This window comes from uncultured Victivallis sp. (assembly GCF_944391105.1).
Taxonomy (GTDB): Bacteria; Verrucomicrobiota; Lentisphaeria; order Victivallales; family Victivallaceae; genus Victivallis.
The window spans coordinates 61,456-80,017 of record NZ_CALXSK010000002.1 but is presented as its reverse complement, the minus strand read 5'-3'; the positions used below and the strand labels follow the sequence as shown (position 1 = coordinate 80,017).

Annotated in this window: 13 protein-coding genes and 1 pseudogene; 7 read left to right on the top strand and 7 right to left on the bottom strand. The window is 57.3% G+C overall.

Going from position 1 to position 18,562, the window contains the following annotated elements; genetic code table 11:
* Positions 1–6 precede the first annotated feature (6 nt).
* Together Q0K10_RS01435 and Q0K10_RS01430 are read left to right on the top strand one after the other, a co-directional pair.
* A complete protein-coding gene (locus Q0K10_RS01435; protein ID WP_294502214.1) occupies positions 7–675 on the top strand; it encodes a prepilin-type N-terminal cleavage/methylation domain-containing protein in 669 nt (222 codons plus the stop codon).
* Positions 662–2,209 carry a hypothetical protein gene (locus tag Q0K10_RS01430; RefSeq protein ID WP_294502211.1) on the top strand — a complete coding sequence of 516 codons (1,548 nt, stop codon included), beginning with the start codon at positions 662–664 and terminating at the stop codon, positions 2,207–2,209. Before Q0K10_RS01435 ends, Q0K10_RS01430 begins: the two co-directional genes overlap by 14 nt.
* 85 nt (positions 2,210–2,294) lie before the next feature.
* Here Q0K10_RS01430 and Q0K10_RS01425 read toward each other — a convergent pair whose 3' ends face one another.
* Both Q0K10_RS01425 and Q0K10_RS01420 read right to left on the bottom strand, forming a co-directional pair.
* Complete coding sequence (locus Q0K10_RS01425; RefSeq protein WP_294502208.1) at positions 2,295–2,870, bottom strand: SagB/ThcOx family dehydrogenase; 576 nt, start codon at positions 2,868–2,870, stop codon at positions 2,295–2,297.
* Between the two features lie 47 nt (positions 2,871–2,917).
* A complete protein-coding gene (locus tag Q0K10_RS01420) occupies positions 2,918–4,960 on the bottom strand; it encodes an alpha-amylase family protein (protein ID WP_294502205.1) in 2,043 nt (680 codons plus the stop codon).
* 244 nt (positions 4,961–5,204) lie between these two features.
* On the opposite strand from Q0K10_RS01420, the gene Q0K10_RS01415 reads away from it, so the two are divergent.
* The 3 genes and pseudogenes from Q0K10_RS01415 (at position 5,205) to Q0K10_RS01405 (ending at position 10,496) form a co-directional block, all read left to right on the top strand.
* A complete protein-coding gene (locus Q0K10_RS01415) occupies positions 5,205–7,511 on the top strand; it encodes a glycoside hydrolase family 95 protein (protein WP_294502201.1) in 2,307 nt (768 codons plus the stop codon).
* Positions 7,512–7,628: 117 nt separating this feature from the next.
* Positions 7,629–8,483: pseudogene (locus tag Q0K10_RS01410) on the top strand (EamA family transporter); the annotation flags it as partial.
* Positions 8,484–8,552: 69 nt separating this feature from the next.
* Complete coding sequence (locus Q0K10_RS01405; protein ID WP_294502199.1) at positions 8,553–10,496, top strand: acetylxylan esterase; 1,944 nt, start codon at positions 8,553–8,555, stop codon at positions 10,494–10,496.
* Between the two features lie 66 nt (positions 10,497–10,562).
* Here Q0K10_RS01405 and Q0K10_RS01400 read toward each other — a convergent pair whose 3' ends face one another.
* The gene (locus tag Q0K10_RS01400; RefSeq protein ID WP_294502196.1) at positions 10,563–11,306 is read right to left on the bottom strand and encodes a TrmB family transcriptional regulator; all 744 of its coding nucleotides are present in this window, start codon (positions 11,304–11,306) and stop codon (positions 10,563–10,565) included.
* Positions 11,307–11,519: 213 nt separating this feature from the next.
* Between Q0K10_RS01400 and Q0K10_RS01395 the strand changes: the two genes are divergently transcribed.
* Entirely contained in the window at positions 11,520–12,422 is a 903-nt protein-coding gene (locus Q0K10_RS01395) for a GRP family sugar transporter (protein ID WP_294502193.1), read from the top strand.
* 14 nt (positions 12,423–12,436) lie between these two features.
* Here Q0K10_RS01395 and Q0K10_RS01390 read toward each other — a convergent pair whose 3' ends face one another.
* From Q0K10_RS01390 to Q0K10_RS01375, 4 genes are all read right to left on the bottom strand, one after another.
* A complete protein-coding gene (locus tag Q0K10_RS01390) occupies positions 12,437–13,171 on the bottom strand; it encodes a type II secretion system protein (protein ID WP_294502190.1) in 735 nt (244 codons plus the stop codon).
* A gap of 110 nt (positions 13,172–13,281) precedes the next feature.
* Positions 13,282–15,993, bottom strand: a complete 2,712-nt coding sequence (locus Q0K10_RS01385) for an endo-1,3-alpha-glucanase family glycosylhydrolase (RefSeq protein WP_294502187.1) — start codon at positions 15,991–15,993, stop codon at positions 13,282–13,284.
* Between the two features lie 25 nt (positions 15,994–16,018).
* Positions 16,019–17,002, bottom strand: a complete 984-nt coding sequence (locus Q0K10_RS01380) for a nucleoside hydrolase (protein ID WP_294502184.1) — start codon at positions 17,000–17,002, stop codon at positions 16,019–16,021.
* Positions 17,003–17,121: 119 nt separating this feature from the next.
* Entirely contained in the window at positions 17,122–17,934 is an 813-nt protein-coding gene (locus Q0K10_RS01375) for an AraC family transcriptional regulator (protein ID WP_294502181.1), read from the bottom strand.
* A 195-nt stretch (positions 17,935–18,129) separates the two neighbouring features.
* Here Q0K10_RS01375 and Q0K10_RS01370 point away from each other — a divergent pair, with 195 nt between their 5' ends.
* Positions 18,130–18,537, top strand: a complete 408-nt coding sequence (locus Q0K10_RS01370; protein WP_294502178.1) for a GtrA family protein — start codon at positions 18,130–18,132, stop codon at positions 18,535–18,537.
* Positions 18,538–18,562 lie beyond the last annotated feature (25 nt).

Below are 18,562 nucleotides of genomic sequence, written 5' to 3'. Positions count from 1 at the left end.
CCGCTCATGAAATCAAAATTTACCCTCATCGAGCTCCTCGTGGTAATTGCGATCATCGCGATTCTCGCCGCCATGCTGCTGCCCGCGCTGAATCAGGCGCGCGACCGCGCCAAAACCGTCGCCTGCACCAACAATCTCAAACAGCTCATGACCGCGCATATCATGTATGAGCAGAGCTTTGACGCGTTTGCCCGAAATAAGCTTACCATGATATACGACGGGAATGTACGGCAAAATACGCCGCACTGGCTGGTTCTCGCCGGAACCGGTTTTCTGGCGCGCCCAACCTCAAAAGTAACATGGGAATGGAACGGCTACGGAGCATCTGAGTGCCCGGTCTCTCTCAAGGATAATCACGAATCCTACGGGATGAATCACGCACAGTACAGTTTTACTCTGGATGGGACTTCCACTCCTTTTTCCTCCTTCAAACAGGTTAAACGAAACCCGTCCCGGATGATTTTCCTCATTGACTCCATTCGTGATGATGGTTACTACAATGCCGGAGACTGGGCGTTGTGGAACTGGTATAACGGTACAGACAACAGCCTCGCCGCCAAACACAACAACGGCGCCAACACCGCCTACATAGACGGCCACGTCGGCCATGTGAAACGCAACGAACGGCCCGATGGGGTTCAGAGAAAGGAAGACTGGTATTATGACAAGAACTGAATTTTGTGCGCTGATCTCCATGCTGCTGGGAGTCGCACCGCTGCTCGGACCAGCCGCGGAAATCGGGGCGGGGCATGAATATGACAACATCATTCTGGAAGAGCCGATTCACCGCTCCGAGAAGGAGCTCCCGGCGGAGTTCCGGCTGCTTCCAGAGAAAACAATTCGCGACTATGACGCGAAGATGTTCGGACTCTCCTACGACTTTGCCGCTCAGGACGGCATCAGCATGGCGGCCGAGGTTCCCGGCAAACCGTATCCGGAAATTCTCCCGGATTTCACCGATGCTGCCCGCGGCGTTCCATTGCCGCTGAACCGGCTCTGGCTGCTGAAGGACAACTGGAAATTCGCCTCGGGTCCCCTCGCCGAACGTGTCAAACATAAACAGGCCTCCTGGGCGCCGGAACGCATTCAGGTCACCGGTCCCGTCGAAACCATCCGTTCCATTCTTGCGGTCGATCCCGAAGCGCAGTTCGATATCATGGTCAGCGTCGGAGACGCGGAATGTGCCCGCCAGGCGCGCGAGATCGCGGAGTTTCTGACCGGAGACGCCTCAACCGAATGGGGGAGGAAACGGATCGAATGGGGACTCCCCGATCCAGTCAAAGTCGCCATCTGGGAACTCGGCAACGAAACCGACTGGAGCTCCCAGAAGCTCACTGCGGACAAATATGTCCAGACCTGCAAGGAAGTCATGGCAGCGATTCGTTCCGTGGTTCCAGACGCGAAATTCGCGCCGCACGCGGCAACCGCCCCGTGGCATGAGACGCAGAACAAACATTGGAAGGAGTGGCATCGCAAACTGCTTGCCGAACTGGCGGATGAAATCGATTATTTTGCGTTCCATCCATATTATCACGGATACCCCATCTCCGTGATTGACAATTATCTGGATGTCATTCGGGACGATATCGCCTCCAGCTCGAACCCGGGAATCCGGATCTTCATCTCCGAACACGGTCTCTGGCCGGGCGGAGAACCGGGCCGCTGGGAAAACTCCTGGTACAAAACCCATGCCCTGCAAGGGTGTCTGGCCGTCAGCGAATGGTTCAATCGCATGCTGGCGCGGCCCGAAGTGGCGGCAATGACCATGCACGCCTGTTCGAGCGGCCCCTGGGGGATGTTCTATCCGGATCCGTACAGCAGAAAGGTTTACGCGACCGGTCTGGCGGAACTGTTCAAGTTCTATAAACTCATTCCCTTCGGAGGCAAGGTGATCGGTCAGGAGCTGCGGGGAGCGGGAACCGCATTCGACGGAAAACTCTCCCTCTCCGCCGTCGCAGTCGAACAGGATGGGAAACGGTATGTCGTACTGACCAACCGGTTGCCGGACACCGACCGGGAGCTCTCGCTTGATCTCGCAGGCGGAACGGTGGAGCATGTTTACACGCTGACCGCCGACTCCGTGTCGGAGGTGAACACCGCCGTGGACAAGCCGATCGCCATCCACTACCGCAAGGGAACGGCGGAAGATGCGAAAACCATCCGGCTTCCCGCAGGCAGCGTCACGCTCCTGGTCTGCCGCGCAAAGTGAAAGAACAACAAACAACAACACCCGTCCGGTGCCACAAGCCGAATCGCCGGCGACACCGGGCGGGTGTTTCCTATACAGAACCGGCTTACTCCGGGAAACCGACCGCCTGTACGTAGAGAATTTTCTCCTTTCCCTTCAAGTCAAGCAGCGGTTTGTAGTCGCCTTCGCGGAAACTGCCGCGGAAGACCGTCGCAAGTTTCTCCGAGGCACAGAAAAGATAGACGTTCTGGCCGACAAAGCCGCAGTCCACATGGCAGAGCCGCTCCGGAAGTTTCGCAAGATCAGCTACATAAATCAACATGAGCGGCGCGTCTCCGGCCCGTTTCTCCGAGGTCTGCACGAGCTTGTTCGCCGCCGCATCGTAGCGGAACGTCCCCTCCGGAATGCAGACGTAAAGTGTGATCTCCTGCTGGTTGCGGGCGGTCGGCGCCGTCCTCTTGCCGTCGGCACGGTTCACGCCGATCGCCGACCAGAGCAGATTCGAAAGCATCCCACGCGAAAGCGGTTTGCTGCTGAACTTCCGGTCGGTGCGCCGGTTCGCCAACGCCTCCTGCAGCGGCATCCCGCCGGTGATTTCCGGCTTCGGCAGCTCGATGTCCGCGGCCGAGAGTCCTCCCGCGGCGACAATAGCGGCGAGAAGCGACATCTTCTTGATTTTCATGAATTTTCCTCCTGTCGTTAATAAACAATAATAAGCAAGGCACGATCTCAACAAGTCGATCGGCCCGGTTCATTCACCAGAATCGCCTCGTAAAGCCGAAGCTGTGGCAGCCGGACAGTAAGAATCCCGTCATGCCACTCCCACTCCAGCCCCGGAACACGTTCCCACGCGCCCACGACCTTGTCGGGGCGTTGTTCCATCCGGAGCCGGATCGTCAGCGGCCCGACGGGAGGAATCTCCGCGACGACTCCCTGATTCGGCAGATTCGGAATGCCGGTCGAACGGTTGATGAGATGGATCTGGATCTCGTTTTCCCCGCTGCGCCGCAACGAGAGATCGACCCAGCTCGGTCCATCGCATTCAACGGCAAGCCGCCCGCATGCGGCACTTCGCACAACAGAGCCGAAGAATTCCCGAATCCCGATCTCGCGGTTGAATGCGAAATCGTGGCAGATCGCCGCCGGGATATAAGCGACAACGCCCCTGCCCTTCCGTAAAACCGTCGCAGCGGGAAAACCGCTGCCGTCGTCACCGACCCGGCCGAGACGATAGAGCTCCCCGACTCCTTCCGCTTCAGATGGTTTCAGCAGCCGGAACGTCCGACTGAAGAGCGGAGTCGCTCCATCAGAGGCATCCGGAACAAACCAGGTGGCGTCGCGTTCGACCTTCACGGATTCCGCTCCGATGAACTCCGCACCGAACCGGTCGAAGATTTCCGATCCGGTCAGGACTAGACAGCCGCCGCCTGCTACATATTGTCTCAAGGCTTCCGCCATCTTTTCCGAAAGATCATACTGCTCGGGAACCACGACGACCGGATATTCCGCAAGGCGGGGCAACAGCGCCCACTCATCACACAGATCGGTGTGAAAATGGTTTTCAAGCAACAGCATGACCGCACCGTCGACAGGCGTTATATCCCCTCCTGTCATAAGGTTAACCCCGGTCACGTGCCGGTAGAAATGAACTTCGGAGTGCAGCACCGCCACCTGCGGAATCGATCTTGAGCGTTTGCAGACCGGCAGCCGCTCCCGGATGAAATCGACCACTTTGCGCAGCCGCCGGATTCGCCACGGAACAAGCCGTCCGTCTCGAATCTTCGAGGTTTCATAGAGCTGGATGTTGCCGCCGCAGGAGAGCAGAACCGCAATCTCCTGTTCAAGCATTTCAGCGGGTTTGAAAACCCAGGGAGACTCCGGAAGAGCGAACCCGTTGTTGCAGGTGAAAGTCCACAACATGATGTCCCACGGCTTGTTGCGCGTTTCCAGAAATCGCGCCTCGCAGCGGGAGGTGTCGAGTCCGAAGTGGTGGGCGTTGTCCCCGCTGATCCAGTCGGTCGGCACATCGGGTTCGCCGGGATTGCGGTAGGTCTGAAGCCAGTTCGAGCAGATTTTGACACCCGGATAACGGCGGTGAATCTCGTCGCAGTAGTGTCTTACGTACCGCTTGAAGCTCCGCAGCATGAAGTTCCAGACCAGATACCAGTTCGGATCCTCCTCCGAAACCGGCATACGATCCAGTCCGGTCTCCTCGCAAAAACGCGCACGGCAGCGGTCGCAGTAACAGGGGCGGACCGCCCACAGATCTCCATCGACCCAGAATCCATCAACTCCATACCGTTCAATGAGTTCACTCATCTGCGGGATCATGAGTCCATCGACATAGCCGCGATTCGGACACATGATCTCCTGCGAATTGTTCGTGCCGACGTTCTGCCCGCCGCTGCCGACCTGGGCCTCAGGAGGAAGTTGACAATGCCAGTCGGGGAAACGGGCGCCTGCCGCCTTGTCCCAGATCCCGGAGTAGTGGCAGTGCAGCGGCAGACCGAGTTTCCGGGTCTGTTCGCGCCAGCCGGCGAGCGCATCCCGGCGAAGGCCGGGAGGCATCGTCGATCCCGGCAGGTTTGAGAACCAGCTCAAAACCCCGGGATGTCCTTTGCAGTCGGTCTGAACAAAGTCGACGTCGAGCTCACCAAGCAATTCCGCAAGCGTGTCGTCAACCCGTGTCCCAAGTACCGTATCCTCCTTTCGCGCATGCAGATCGTAGTGCATGCCGATATTGCAGTGATCTCCATACCAGCTGCCACTCATGCGGCGGTTCCCTCCAGATTCGTTATTTTCGGCACTCATGTTCTGCGATTATGATAATTGTAGTTGATCCCCCGCGAAAAATCAAGGCATGAAAGCGCAAAAATCGACAATATTGCCGTCCCGGACAGTTTTTTACGTCATTTGATCGCGTTCCTGCCGAATCAACCGGATATTTTCCGGGAAACTGCACAACCACGCTTGACGAAAGCACTTCGAGGAGGTATCATTTAACGGGGAGGTTACTATGACACACGATCAGCATCTCTTGTTCTATCGGAAACCGGCTTCGTGCTGGAATGAAGCTCTGCCCATCGGGAACGGCCGCATCGGCGCAATGATCTTCGGAGGCGTCTCCAGAGAAGTTGCCGAACTCAATGAAGATACTCTCTGGGCCGGGCGGCCGCGCCGCTTCTCTGACCCGGAATATCACGAAAAACTTCAGAAAGCACGCAATCTGCTGAAAGAGAACAGGTTGACAGATGCGGACAAATTCATTTCAGAACAGATGCTGCGTCATGACTGCGCCGGATACCTTCCTTCGGGGGCGCTGAAACTCGAATTCGGGAATGCCGCCGTCTCCGCCGATTACCGGCGCGAACTCGACCTCGACCGCGCGGTCGTCGCCACCAGGAACGGAGAATCCTCCTGCGAATGGTTCGTTTCGGTCCCGCAGCAGGTTCTGGTTATGCGCTGCCGCAATACCGGCGACTTCACGCTGCGGCTCGATTCACCAATCCGGCACGAATGTGCCTCCGAGGGAGGCGATCTGTTTCTGAACGGCATCTGTCCGATTCACGCCCGCCGTAACGCTGTCCGGCAATCCGACGAAAATGGCAGGGAAGGAATCCGCTTCCAGATTCGGGCCAGGGTTGTCTCAAAAGATGGAACCGTCTGCACGGAAAAGGATTGCATTCGGTTCACCGGAACCGGAGACGCCCTGCTTCTCGTCGCAATCCGAAGTGATTTCACCGGATGGGATACGGAACCCGGCGGATTCTTTCCCGCCGACCGCTGCCGGGAGGATCTCGATCAGGCGGAGAAACAGACCGGAACCGAACTTCTGGAGGCGCATCTCGCCGAATATCGCCCGCTCTACCGCCGTTCGTATCTTGAACTGCCGGATTCGGAAGACGATCAACTCCCGACGGATGAACGAATTATCCGGTATGCGCAATCAAATTCACCGGCTCTTGCGGCGCTGCTCTATCAATTCGGGCGATATCTGCTCATCGCTTCGAGCCGTCCAGGAACTCAGCCGGCGAATCTGCAGGGGATCTGGAATCCGCACATGCTTGCGCCGTGGGGCTGCAACTACACGACCAACATCAATCTCCAGATGAACTACTGGGCCGCGCTGCCGACCAACCTGGCGGAATGCACGGAGCCGCTGTTCCGCTTCATCCGGGAAGTGGCGGAGGCCGGAAAAACCTGTGCCAGAGAGTATTACCACGCCCGCGGCTGGTGTCTGCATCACAACAGCGACCTCTGGCGCTTCTGTGTCCCCGCCAGCGGAAAAGCCAGATGGGGGTACTGGCCGGTCGGCGGCCTCTGGCTCTGCCGCCATCTGGTGGAATATTTCCGCTACACCTGTGATGAGGACTTTCTGCGCGAATGGTATCCGATCCTTCGGGGGAATGCGGAATTCGCACTCGATCTGCTCGTGGAAAACTCCTGCGGGGAGCTGGTCACCTCCCCCGCGACTTCGCCGGAAAACGGGTTTGTCGACCCTGCGTCCGGAGAGGTGGCAGCCGTCTGCGGCGGAGGGACAAGCATGGATCTGGAACTCATCCGGGAGACGTTCCGGGATTTCATCGACTGCGCCCGCACACTCAAACTGGACGATCCGCTGATCCCGGAACTGGAACGTGCTCTTCCGCGTCTGCGCCCCATCGGACTCGGCAGCGAAGGGCAGCTTCTGGAATATGACAACGATTACGCGGAGGCGGAAATCCATCACCGTCATCTCTCCCACCTTTACGGCGTCTATCCGGCGGATCTTTTCACGCCGGAAAACGATCCGGAACGATTCGAGGCTGCGAAGCTCTCCCTCATCCGGCGCGGCGACCACAGTACCGGCTGGGCGATGTGCTGGCGCCTCGCACTCTGGGCGCGGTTCCGCGACAGCGAAAAAACCGAAACCATGTTGCGGGAGTTCCTTCAAGCCGTGGATTCCACCGCGGAAACCAGTCCCGGCTCCGGCGGCGGAATCTATCCCAATCTCTTTTCCGCCCACCCGCCGTTCCAGATCGATGCGAATCTCGGAATTCCGGCCGGAATTGTCGAAATGCTCGTGCAGTGTCACCGGAAAACGGAGGACGGGATCATGATCGTCGACCTGCTGCCCGCTCCACCCGCCAACTGGACCGAAGGAAAACTTACCGGAATTCGGCTGCGCAACGGAGTTTTTCTCGATCTGGTCTGGAAGGAAAGCCGTGTCGCGGGATTGCGCATCCGGGCTCTGAAACCGATTACGGTCGAGCTGCGGGCGCCGCGTTTCTCGCGCCGGGTCAAGGTCGAGCTGCGCGAACAGTTCATCGCGGCCTACCAGTAATTGCGGAAAAATCCGCTTTTTCCGGGGAGAAAATTCGGAAAACATGTGGTATATTAATTCTTTACACAGGAGAATGATCTATGTTTTTCGGAATCCTCGCCGGTTTTTTTCAGTGCGTTTCTGCAGTCGACATCCTACGTATTTTCACGCCGGTTCGTGTTGAAGCACCATGATCCCGGACGTCTGGTTGTCTGTTCCCAGGCGGTCATGTGCCTCTTCGGGCTGGTCACACTGGGAGTGACGCTGCCGTTCGTCCGTTTCCCGCTCACCTGGGAGTTTCTCGTGTTGCTGGCCGCCTTCGTTGCAGCGAGCAACGTCGGCTATTTCTGTTTCTTCCGGGCGCTGCATGAGATCGAAGCCTCGCGGCTGAGCTCCCTGCTCGGACTGAAAATCGTTGTGCTCGCCGTGGTCAGCATCACACTGCTGCACCAGCCGCTGCACGGACTCCAGTACCTTGCAGTCGGACTCTCAACCGTGGCCGCGGTCGGGATGAATTTCACCGGGGGGCCGTTGAACCGGCGCGGATGTCTCTTTCTGCTGCTGACGCTCCTCGCCTATGCGACGGCCGATCTCGTGGAAACGAGAATGATTCTGAGGATGCCGGGCGACCGGCTGTTCCTCAACTCGATCGCGGTGACGGGGGCGGCGTTCACCGCCCTCGGAGCGGTCTCGAGTCTGGCGCTGTTCCGGATGAAGTGTTCCCGCGCATGTTTCGTCGACGCGGTTCCTTATGCGGTCTCGTGGTATCTGGCGATGATCTTTCTCTTCGCATCGTTCGGGGCGATCGGGGTGTTGTTCGGCAACATCATCCAGGCGAGCCGGGGACTCATCTCCGTGCTGCTCGGTCTGCTGCTGCTCAAAGCGGGACTCGACAAGCTCGAACCCCGGGTCGGAGCAAAAGCGTGGACCCGCCGTACAATCATGGCGATTCTCATGCTCGCGGCGATGACCCTCTATTCTCTTGCAAAATAAGATTCGCACCCGCTTGCATTCAAGCTGGTTCTGGAGTATAATTAGGGAATACAACCAAGGAGGTCATCCATGAAATTCTACTGTGGATTCGCCGCGCTCGCGCTGCTCGGGGGCGTTTCGCTCCAGGCCGAAGTGCCGGAACTTCTGGAGCTGGTCCCGGAAGCGAAAGGTTACGAACTCATCGCCAAACTCAATCCGACCCGCTGGGCGGCAGACGGGTATCAGACCGACCGCACGGAAATGCTCTCCGGGGATCTCAAACGTGTCGGCTATCTGCTGAAACTCACCGGAAATGACGGAAAGATGCAGTGGGTGTTCACTGCGATGGATCCCTTCGCGGACACGGCGGCGAAAGTGGCCGTCCCCTACCCCGGTTCGCCGACCTTCCAGACCTATGTGACGAATCTTGAGGTTGCCAGCAACGTCGAGGGTGTCAAGACCGGAACCTTTGAAAAGGGCAACATCGAATTCTGGGGATGCAACTACGCTCCCGGCAACGGGAAACAGATTCCGGGCGCAAGCAGTCAGTCGTTCGATTTCGGTGACGCCCCCACCGGAGACGCCAACTACGGTTCAATGCAGGTTCACAATTTCCAGGAGAAACAGACCGTTTTCGCCTTCAACAAGCTGCAGGCCAACCAGAACTGCGACCTCGGCATCGGCAACAGCCCGAACGGCAATCCGGACTGGACCTTCACGAGTTCCGGAAAGAACTACAAGAGTGCGGAACTCTACATCGTCGGGAAATATGAGAACCTGACGGTGAAAGAGGTCGTCGCCCTGAACCCGAAGAATGTTCGCGTCGTCGGCACCACCGACAAGAATCCGCTCTCGTACGCCCCCGGCGAAACCATGACCTTCACCATCACCACCGAACTCGGCGGCCAGAAGCCGACCCTCGACTACTTCCTCGACTGGACCCGCAGCGGCGACGACGGCAAAACGGAAAAAGGGCGCGCGAAAGTGACCGGAGAGCCCCTCGTCATCAAGACTTCGATCGACAAACCAGGATTCGTCCGCATCATCGCCAAACTCGTGGACAAAAACGGAAGAAGCATGAACACCAGAGAATTGTGGGGGCAAGCCATCCTCTCCTTTGAAGGCGGCGCCGGCGTCCAGCCGGAGAAACTGACTGCCGGAGCCGAGGAGCCGAAGGATTTTGACGCCTTCTGGCAGAAGCAGAAAGCACGCCTCGCGGCCGTTCCGCTGAAGTATGAGATGAAAAAGGTCGAACCCAAAGCCGGAACCACCCCGAAGGCGGATGTCTACGCCGTCACCATCGACTGCGCCGGACCGCGCCCCGTGACCGGTTATCTCACGATTCCCGTCGGGGCGAAAGAGAAATCCCTGCCCGCCCAGGCGAATTATTTCGGTTACGGCGTCGGCGCCCAGCGGCCGCCGCAGGACGGACCGGCAGACCGGATCAATCTCAGCATCAACGCTCACGGTTTTCTGCTGAATCAACCGGACTCCTATTACAGCGATTTCTCGAATAAAATCAAGTCGAACGGTCAGATCTATGCGTTCGACCCGAAGCAGAACTCCAATCCGGAAACCGCCTACTTCAACGGGATGGCGCTGCGGGTCATGCGGTCGCTCGAATTCCTGAAGCAGCTGCCGCAGTGGAACGGCCGGGATCTGATCGTCTCCGGCGGAAGCCAGGGCGGACTTCAGACCATCTGGGCCGCCGGTCTCGATCCGGATGTGTCTCTGGCCAGACCGAACATCCCGTGGTGCTGCGACCTGAACGGCTCCTCGAAGGGACGGATCCGCGGCTGGTTCCCCGGTTATGTCGACGGACTCGCCTACTACGATACGGTCAACCATGCGAAGCGGATCAAGTGCCCGGTCGAAATCACACGCGCCGGACTCGGCGACTACACCTGCCCGCCCTCCGGCGTGGCGGTGCTCTACAACGTCATCAAAGCGCCGAAAAAGATCCTCTGGTTCCAGGGATCCACACATGGATTCGTCCCGAAAAATCCGCAGATCTTCGTTCAGGAAAGCAAGTGATCCGAACGGCGGTTCCGCAAGCGGGGGAGAGGTGAGCCTCTCCCCCCTTTTTTCATCCGTCTGCCGTCACGGCTCGACGGCGATCTCCCACATGCAGTTCCAGATGGTCTTGAGAAGCAGTGACAACTCGTTGCTTTCGATAATCATCGCGTAATTCTCCTTCCAGGCGGAGATGACGGCGATGCGATCGTCGTAGAGGTACAATCCCGCGGAATTTTCCAGGATCGGCTTCGGCAGATAGCGAACCCGGCGCAGATGGTTTTCGCCGCCGCGCATGTATTCCAGATCGTTCTCCGCTCCGCGGACGCGGATCGCGTTCGACCAGATGCCGCGGCTGATCCGTTTGCGGTAGTAATCACTCAGGTGCTCCTCGCTGGAATTCTGGATCATCTCGCGGACGCCGCCGAAATAGAAATATTCACCGCTGCGGACGTTGAGAAGCTCTTCGTCTACGACCTCCATTCCCTCCGACCCGAGATAAACCCGGACACGCGGACGCCGTCTTCCACCGTCGTAAAGCGCCTGAAGATCAGGCAGCAGCTCCTCCAGTGTCCGGCGGCGCTCCTCCTCCGCCTGTCGCAGGCGGTTCGGATTTTCGGCGGAAAACCGCTTCCGCCCTCCTTCGAATGTTTCGGAAACCAGCCGCCGTTCCTTCAGAATGTCGAGCACATCGTAGACCGTCGGATGTTTGAACCGGGTCGCCTTCGCGATCTCGATGGCGCTCGCGCTGCCGAGTTGCAGCAATGCGAGGTAGACCTTCGCCTGCCGTCCATTCAAACCGAGCGTCTCAAGCTGATCGATAATGTTCATGCCACCTCCCGGAATGTCGTAAAAAACCGACATCATTTATTTCAAAAAACACGCTTGAAATCGACCTGTTTTTGAATATACTATAAAAGTCATTCGATTTCAACCGACATATCGCAATCAAAGAACGCAGGGGCAGATGATGAGTCGATTCAAACCTTCAACCGTTCCGGTTGATAAATGCAGCAAAATTCCTTATCGGGAGGAGCCGGACCGATGACGATCAGCGCCTTCCTTCTTGTTTTTGCATCGGTCTTTCTGCATGCCGGATGGAACTTCCTCAGCAAGAAGAAGATTCCCTCTCTGGCGTTTTACTGCATCATGAGTTCGACCTCGGCGGTAATGTGGCTGCCGTTTTTCCTCTGTTCGGGGCTGATTGCGGCCGAACCGCCCGTGGAATTCTGGCTGATCTGGCTCGGAAGCGTCGGATGCGAACTGCTTTATTTGTGCGGACTTGCGCATGCATACCGGACGGATGACATCAGTCTGGTCTATCCGCTCGCGCGGGCGCTGCCGGTCATGATGACGGCGTTCCTGACGCTCTGTTTCGGTTACGGCCGTCCGCCGGGGCCGACCGCTCTGGCGGGGATGGTGATTCTGAGCGTCGGCTGCGTGCTGATGCCGCTGACGCGGTGGGATCAGTTCCGATTCGCCAGCTATCGTTCGCCCGCGTTGAAATTTATCGTCATGGCCGCACTGGGCACCACCGGATACACAATCCTTGACAGCCTTGCGCTCAAAGTGCTGTACGCCTCGATTGCACGCCCCGGCTGGATCGATTCATGCGCGTATCTGTTCCTGATCGAGGCCGGGCTGGCTGTTTCGCAACTGGTGGTGGTGAGCCTCTCCCGGGTGGAACGCAACGAATTCAAAAAGCTCTTCTTGAAATCAAAGAGTCCGGTGTTCTCCGGAATCTTCGCTTCGACGGCCTACATATTGATTCTGTTTGCCATGGAGCGGGTCAGCAACGTCAGCTACCTTCAGGCGTTCCGGCAGATGAGTCTGCCGCTCGGAGTGCTCGCAGGAATCTTCCTGCTGCATGAAAGACCGGGCAGACCGCGCCTCGCCGGAATCGCCCTGGTCGTCACCGGACTCGCCGTCACCGCCCTCGGCAGCTGACAGCCGTCCCCTCTTCACATCCCCTGCTTCGACATCGTCATGAATGCGAACTGGATCGTCTTCCACGAATTCCCCCAGTAACGGTCATTCGTGGGAGCGGGGCAGTAACGGGACATGTTCAAGCAGGTTCCGGCGCTGCCGTCCGCCTTGTAGCGGTTGTAGTGAAAATCGGTCCCGCCATCCATGTGGCTCTGCAGAGTCGGGTCGTCGGCGATCAGCGCAATGTTGAAATACTTCGGCTTGTCGCCGCCGCTGCTGTAATTGCTCAAACGCGAAAGTTTTTCAAAATAGTAGGTAACGGAATACGGTGTGTTCCACGGCACAACCGACCGCTTGTTCTTCGCCCAGGCCGATTGCCCGAGCCCGTAATTCGTATCCCAGGCGCCCCAGTCGCAATCGAACGTACGGTAGGACGGCTGAAATTCCGTCGCCCAGAGCGGATCATTGGGGCAAATGCCGAATTTGCGATCCTTGTGGTCGAGTGTGCTGAAACGGCTGTACTCCTCAATCAACTGACCGGCGGCACTGTCTCCCCAGCCGTAGGTTTGATTTGAAGTGCGAAAATAACCGTCGTAGTCATTCGCATAATATTGTGCCATCGTGCCAATCTGCTTGAGGTTGTTGAGACATTTGGTGTTCTTCGCTGAATCACGCGCCCGGTTCAATGCCGGCAACAGCATGGACGCGAGAATGGCGATGATCGCTATCACAACAAGCAACTCTATCAATGTAAAGCATTTACAATACAAACCACTCTTTTGCAAACACGTTCTTCGATCACAGCTTTCCATAAAATCCGCCTCCTTGAATTGATGATCAGAAAAGGGAGTTCCACTCCCTGATGACTCATTGGACCTCATCACTCTTTTCTTCCCAGGCCGCTGACGGAAAGTTCATCGAGCAAACCCGTGTAGTTTTCATAATCCGGCATTCCGCCGCCGAGCATGACCTTGCAGTTCCCGATGGAGCGAACCGGTCGAAGTCTGGTACGACAGTCGAAATTTCCATCCACATAAATGGACATGCTTCCGGCATTCGCAACGATTTCGACTTCGCTCCATTTTCCAGGCGTCAATCTGCCTTTGCTCACAAGCCGTTCGTAATCCTTCGTCTCATTCGCAGTGTCATCGCGCACCAGAAAAGAACGGACAGCTTCGATCCGGCCGTCGGCGGTCAGATTCACACTGATGCCGTCCGTCCACCCCTGGTTGAAGATCACCGACTGCGGTTTTCCCGGCCACGGCGCCGGATTCAGCTGGAAACGAATCGTCGCCGTGCTGCCCGGCCAGACCCGGAAACGCATCGGAAACTTCTCTTTTCCGGTGAATTTCAATGCGCCCCCCTTCCCGTCGAAACCACCTTCGACAAACAAGTTTTCCGGCACATTCAACCGATAAAACCCCAGCGCATCCTCCCCGTTTCCGTCGAAATGATAAAGCAGTGCCCGTTCAGTCAGCAGAGAAAGCGGCCGTTTGACCACGCGAGTCTTGCGAACCGGCAGACGCGACTCCGGAGTCAGGAATTCGCTCCGGTCGCGGCGACACCAGCCGATCGAACCGGACCAGGTTTCGAGATTGACCGGCGTCTCGATGAAGCTGCGTTCCTCCACCGGATTGCCCTCTGCAAACGGGTACTGAATTTCTGAAAAACCGACTTTCCCGCTCATCGTCTCGTAGCGGACATAAAAACTGTCCGCGGGGCGCGGCCGACGCGCAAAGAGCGACAGTTCCATCTGCCCGCTCTTCCGCTTCAGCGGATCGGCGTTTCGCAACGTCATCTCGGGGAGAACGTAAAAACGGCCGATTCCGGTTCCAGCCTCACCGGAACGGATCAGTTCGGAAACAGAGACGGTGAATGTTTCACTGCCGGGCTTCTTCGCAGTGATCTCCATCCCGGGACTCCCGGCAAACGTCACGCCGATCACGGACCAGCGGGGAGTTGAGGTGGTTTTGAGTTTTTCTCCGTTCCACTGGAACCAGGGGCAGCCGTTCTTCTCGTAATTCTTGACTGCCCGGAGAATACGACCGTTCTTCACGGTGACGTCAAGTTCCTTATCGACCTGCGAGAGTTTGCAGGAGAGCAGAACTTCCCCTTCTTTCAAATCCGGCGAGAACAACGCAATCGGACGGTCGTTCTTGAAAAGAACCGCCTGTTTGATCTCTTCCGGAGAATCGAATTCCATCGTGGCGGCAAGCTGCCCCTCCTTCCACGATATCCGCAGAGAATTCCGAATCTCGACCAGTCCGCTCAACGGTACATTGACCGTCACCGCATTCTGAAGCCAAGAACTGACCAGAAATACCGCCGGAGTCCGCACCACCCGCGTGTTGCCGCCCGCAGTCACCCGGAATTCCGGAACCAGAACCGGAGAGCGGGCGAGATCTGTGGTTGAAACCAGCCACTCCGCCCTGTCGAGCCTGCCGGGCACAAACCGTTTCGGCGCAAGCCGGAAAACGGGTTTTCCGTTCAGATCGAGCAGGTTGCCATCCACAGTGATCTTCTCATCACCGACCGACGGCAGATTCATCACTTCGAGCCGCAGAAGCGTACCCGGCTGTTCCTCGCGATGGTAGGCGAAAATCAGCTCCGGCTCCGGAAACTTCTTCTCCTCTCCCTTGAGCACCGACAAATAATACTCCAGCACCCGCGGCAGGCCGAAAGTGAAAGTCCGAGCCATCAACGCGGTTTCGATCAGGTCGTTCCAGGTGGTTACATGCACCCATTGCGTCTGCAGCTCCAGTGCCGAAAGAAAGGTTTCATACAACATATCGACTCCGGCAAAGGGCTGGTAAAAATCATTGCCGGATTTCAACCACGCTCCGTAATAACCGGGATGCAGGCACGGCATGAAAAGCTTTCCGCGCGAACGGGCGAATTCGTTGAGGATCCGGTTGTTCTCCTCCGGGTGTTCATTGTTGATTCCCGGCGCGCCGAACATGTAGGCGCAGTCGATCGCATCGGCGTAATCAGAAAGCTGCTTCGCATCGATCGATTTCAACACTCCGGGATCGACGTTGGCGATAATGAAAAGTTCGAATCCGGCTTTCTTCAATCCGTCGCGCAACTGACGCCACTCCTCGGGTTTCCAGCGCCAGTAGGCGTAGGTGGCGATCACATACTTTCCGTTGTAACGCGGATAGTTCGGGTGGTTGCCGTAGGTCTTGAGCATCCGGGTGAACTCCCCGACCAGATGCGGAATGTTGTCGTATCCGTCCAGACAGATCCCAATCTGAAAATCCATCCCCTTCGCAGCGTCGAGATAAGGCGTCAAATCCCAGTCATTGACCGGGCGGTTCCGGTTCGCCCCCTGATCGATGAAAAATCCGTCGATGCCGATGCGCCGGGCTTCCGCTATTTCACTGCGGTAATAACTTTCCCGGTTGCCGTCCCCGGGAACATCCTGCATCGGACAATTGTAGAGGAACTCGGTCGTGAGCGAAGCATTCTCCGGTTTAAACCAGGGAACATAATGAGCCCAGGCCATCTTCCGCCCGGCAACTTCCCCGGCGTCAACCCGGATCCCCGTCGCAATCAGACACACAAACAGCATTCGAACCAGTTTCAACAACATCTCTTCCTTCCTCCGCAAAACACATTCATCCGATCGCCGGAACCTGCCTGTAACCGCTCTCCCCGTCACCGAACACGCCGCGTGGAGCGGCCAGCCGATGCAGCCCCGGCGAGGAAGAGTCACTCAACTCCTGAAGCCGGTCGAAAAGCCGGTCGAACACAGGATCCCGTTCAATGTGCCGCACGAACCTCGCGCGCCGCCCCGAATCGGAACCGGCAATCCACCGGCCATCCGCCCCCAGACACGGCAACGCGACCACATCCAGAACAAACGCTTCCGGAACGCACAGATACGCCACCGTCGAAATATCCCAGATGATGCGACTGCCTCCCCGACGCATGAACTGCACGGCGAGGTTCCGCAGGTAATTTCCGACCCTGCCGGGAAGGAAACAGCGTTCTTCCAGTTCCGGAAGGGTCATGATCAGCGTTTCGGCGCCGTGAATGCAGGGGATGTGCGCCAACAGCGCACCCGATTCAAAAACCACCCGGACGGCGGCGACGTCCTGCCGGAAATTGAACTCATCCTGCGTCGGCCAGTCATAAGGCTGGCCGCCGAGCCAGATCACCTCGACGACCTCGGCGATCTCCGGCGCGATCAGGAGCGCCGAAGCCACATTCGTGAGAGCCGCGATTCCGAGAATCTTCAACCGGCGGCCGCATCTGCCGGCCTCGCGTGCAAGCTCGACAATGCGTTCCGCGGCGGGAGAGATCACCGGCGTGCGGCAATCCGGCAGATACCCCGGAGCTCCCCGGTAAATCAGTCCGGCGGATTCACGATCCACCAGACCGGCGATCCGAACAAGCTCCTGATAACTTTTCTCCATACCGTCAGCGGGCGATACGGAACGGTCGTTGAAAAAAGGTGCGGCGGTCAGGGCGCGCACGCTCAACTGCCCGGATGCAGCCAGCGCCCAGAGAACCGCGAACTGATCATCCATTTCATTGTAAGTGTCGGTATCGAGAATGATATCGATTTTTTCCATCTTCCGGTCCGCATTGTCGTTCATTGTTCAGGAAACCTCATTGTCAATGTGTTGTCTGTTTTAATTATGGAAAAACAACGACAAAAAAACAAGAGAGGCTTTCTTCATAAAACGACAAATCAATAGCACAAATCGACAAAACGCTATTCCAGAAACACAACTTGGTCGGCAAATTCCGGCGGTCCGTTCCGGTACTCTTCCGGGGTGACGCCGTGGTAGGATTTGAATGAGCGGCTGAAATAATTTGCACTCTGAAAACCGGTCAATTCGGCGACTTCCCCGATCCGATAGCGGTTGTCAAGAAGCAGCCGTCTCGCCTCACGCATCCGCAGAGAAAGCAGATAGCGCCGCGGCCCCACCCCGAACTGACGGCGAAACAGCAGATTCAGCAGACTGACACTGACCGCGCAGCTCTCGGCAATGCCGCACACGGAGAGATCTTCACGATAGTGATGCCGAATCCAGTCAACCGCCTTGAGCAGTGCCGGATGAAACGAGCGCCGCTCCTCGGATCGATTCTCAATCTCAAGCAACCGCCGCCACAGCAGCGACAGAAGCACGGAAGCACTTTCGGACTCATGCTGCTCGCACAATTCGAAGATCTGGCGGAACCACTCGGGAACTATCGTATCATCTCCCGGAGAAATCATCCGGAGTGAAAACTCCTGCGGTTCGAACGCTCCTTCCAGCACCAGATAATAGGTTTCGCAATCCGTCGTATTGTCATACTGCAGATGGGGGAGTCCCGGTGGCGTCACAAGCACCTGCGAAGCGGTGCAGGAGAGATCCTCGCCCGACTCGAACCGGGTCCGGCATGCTCCCCGGCGGAACAACACCAGCTCTCCGCCCCGATGACAATGCATGGTTCGAGTGAAGTTGTCGACGAAGAGATAATGCCCGGCATAGGAAAGCTGCAACCTCGGCAATTCAAATTTGTTCCCCGTGATGGAATCCATGGAGCCGTAACCTTCTTTCCGATTCAAATCCGACGACTTAAAATGGCAGTATTCCGCGGTTTTTTCAAGCCGATTCCGGAAAATCAGCTTGAAAACCGGTGATGGCACGGCCATCTTATGTATCGGGCACTTGTTTTTCACTGTTTTCGGCCGGAATCACCGATGAATGTTTCACAACTGTATAGAAATCCGGAAATGTGGCGGATCGTCCGCTATCTCTTCGTCGGCGGCTGGAATACGCTCTTCGGAGTGGGACTGTTCACGTTTCTGTACTGGCTGTGGGGAACACAAAAAAACTATCTCCTCATCGGCATCGCGGTCCAGATTCTCGCCGTGACCAACGCCTTTCTCTGCTACAAATGGATCGTCTTCCGGACACACGGCAACTATCTGCGCGAATACCTCAAATGCTGGACCGTCTACGGCAGTTCCGCCTTGATCGGCACAGCGGGGATGATCCTGCTTGTGGAACTCGCCGGGATGAATCCGATCCGGGCCAATATCTTGATAACGGCCCTGAGTGTGATCTGGAGCTATCTCGGCCATCGCTTCTTCTCATTCCGAAGCGGGAAAAAGAGCGGAACCGGCTCCGCATCCCATTGACAAACCGGCAACTTCATGCTAAGTT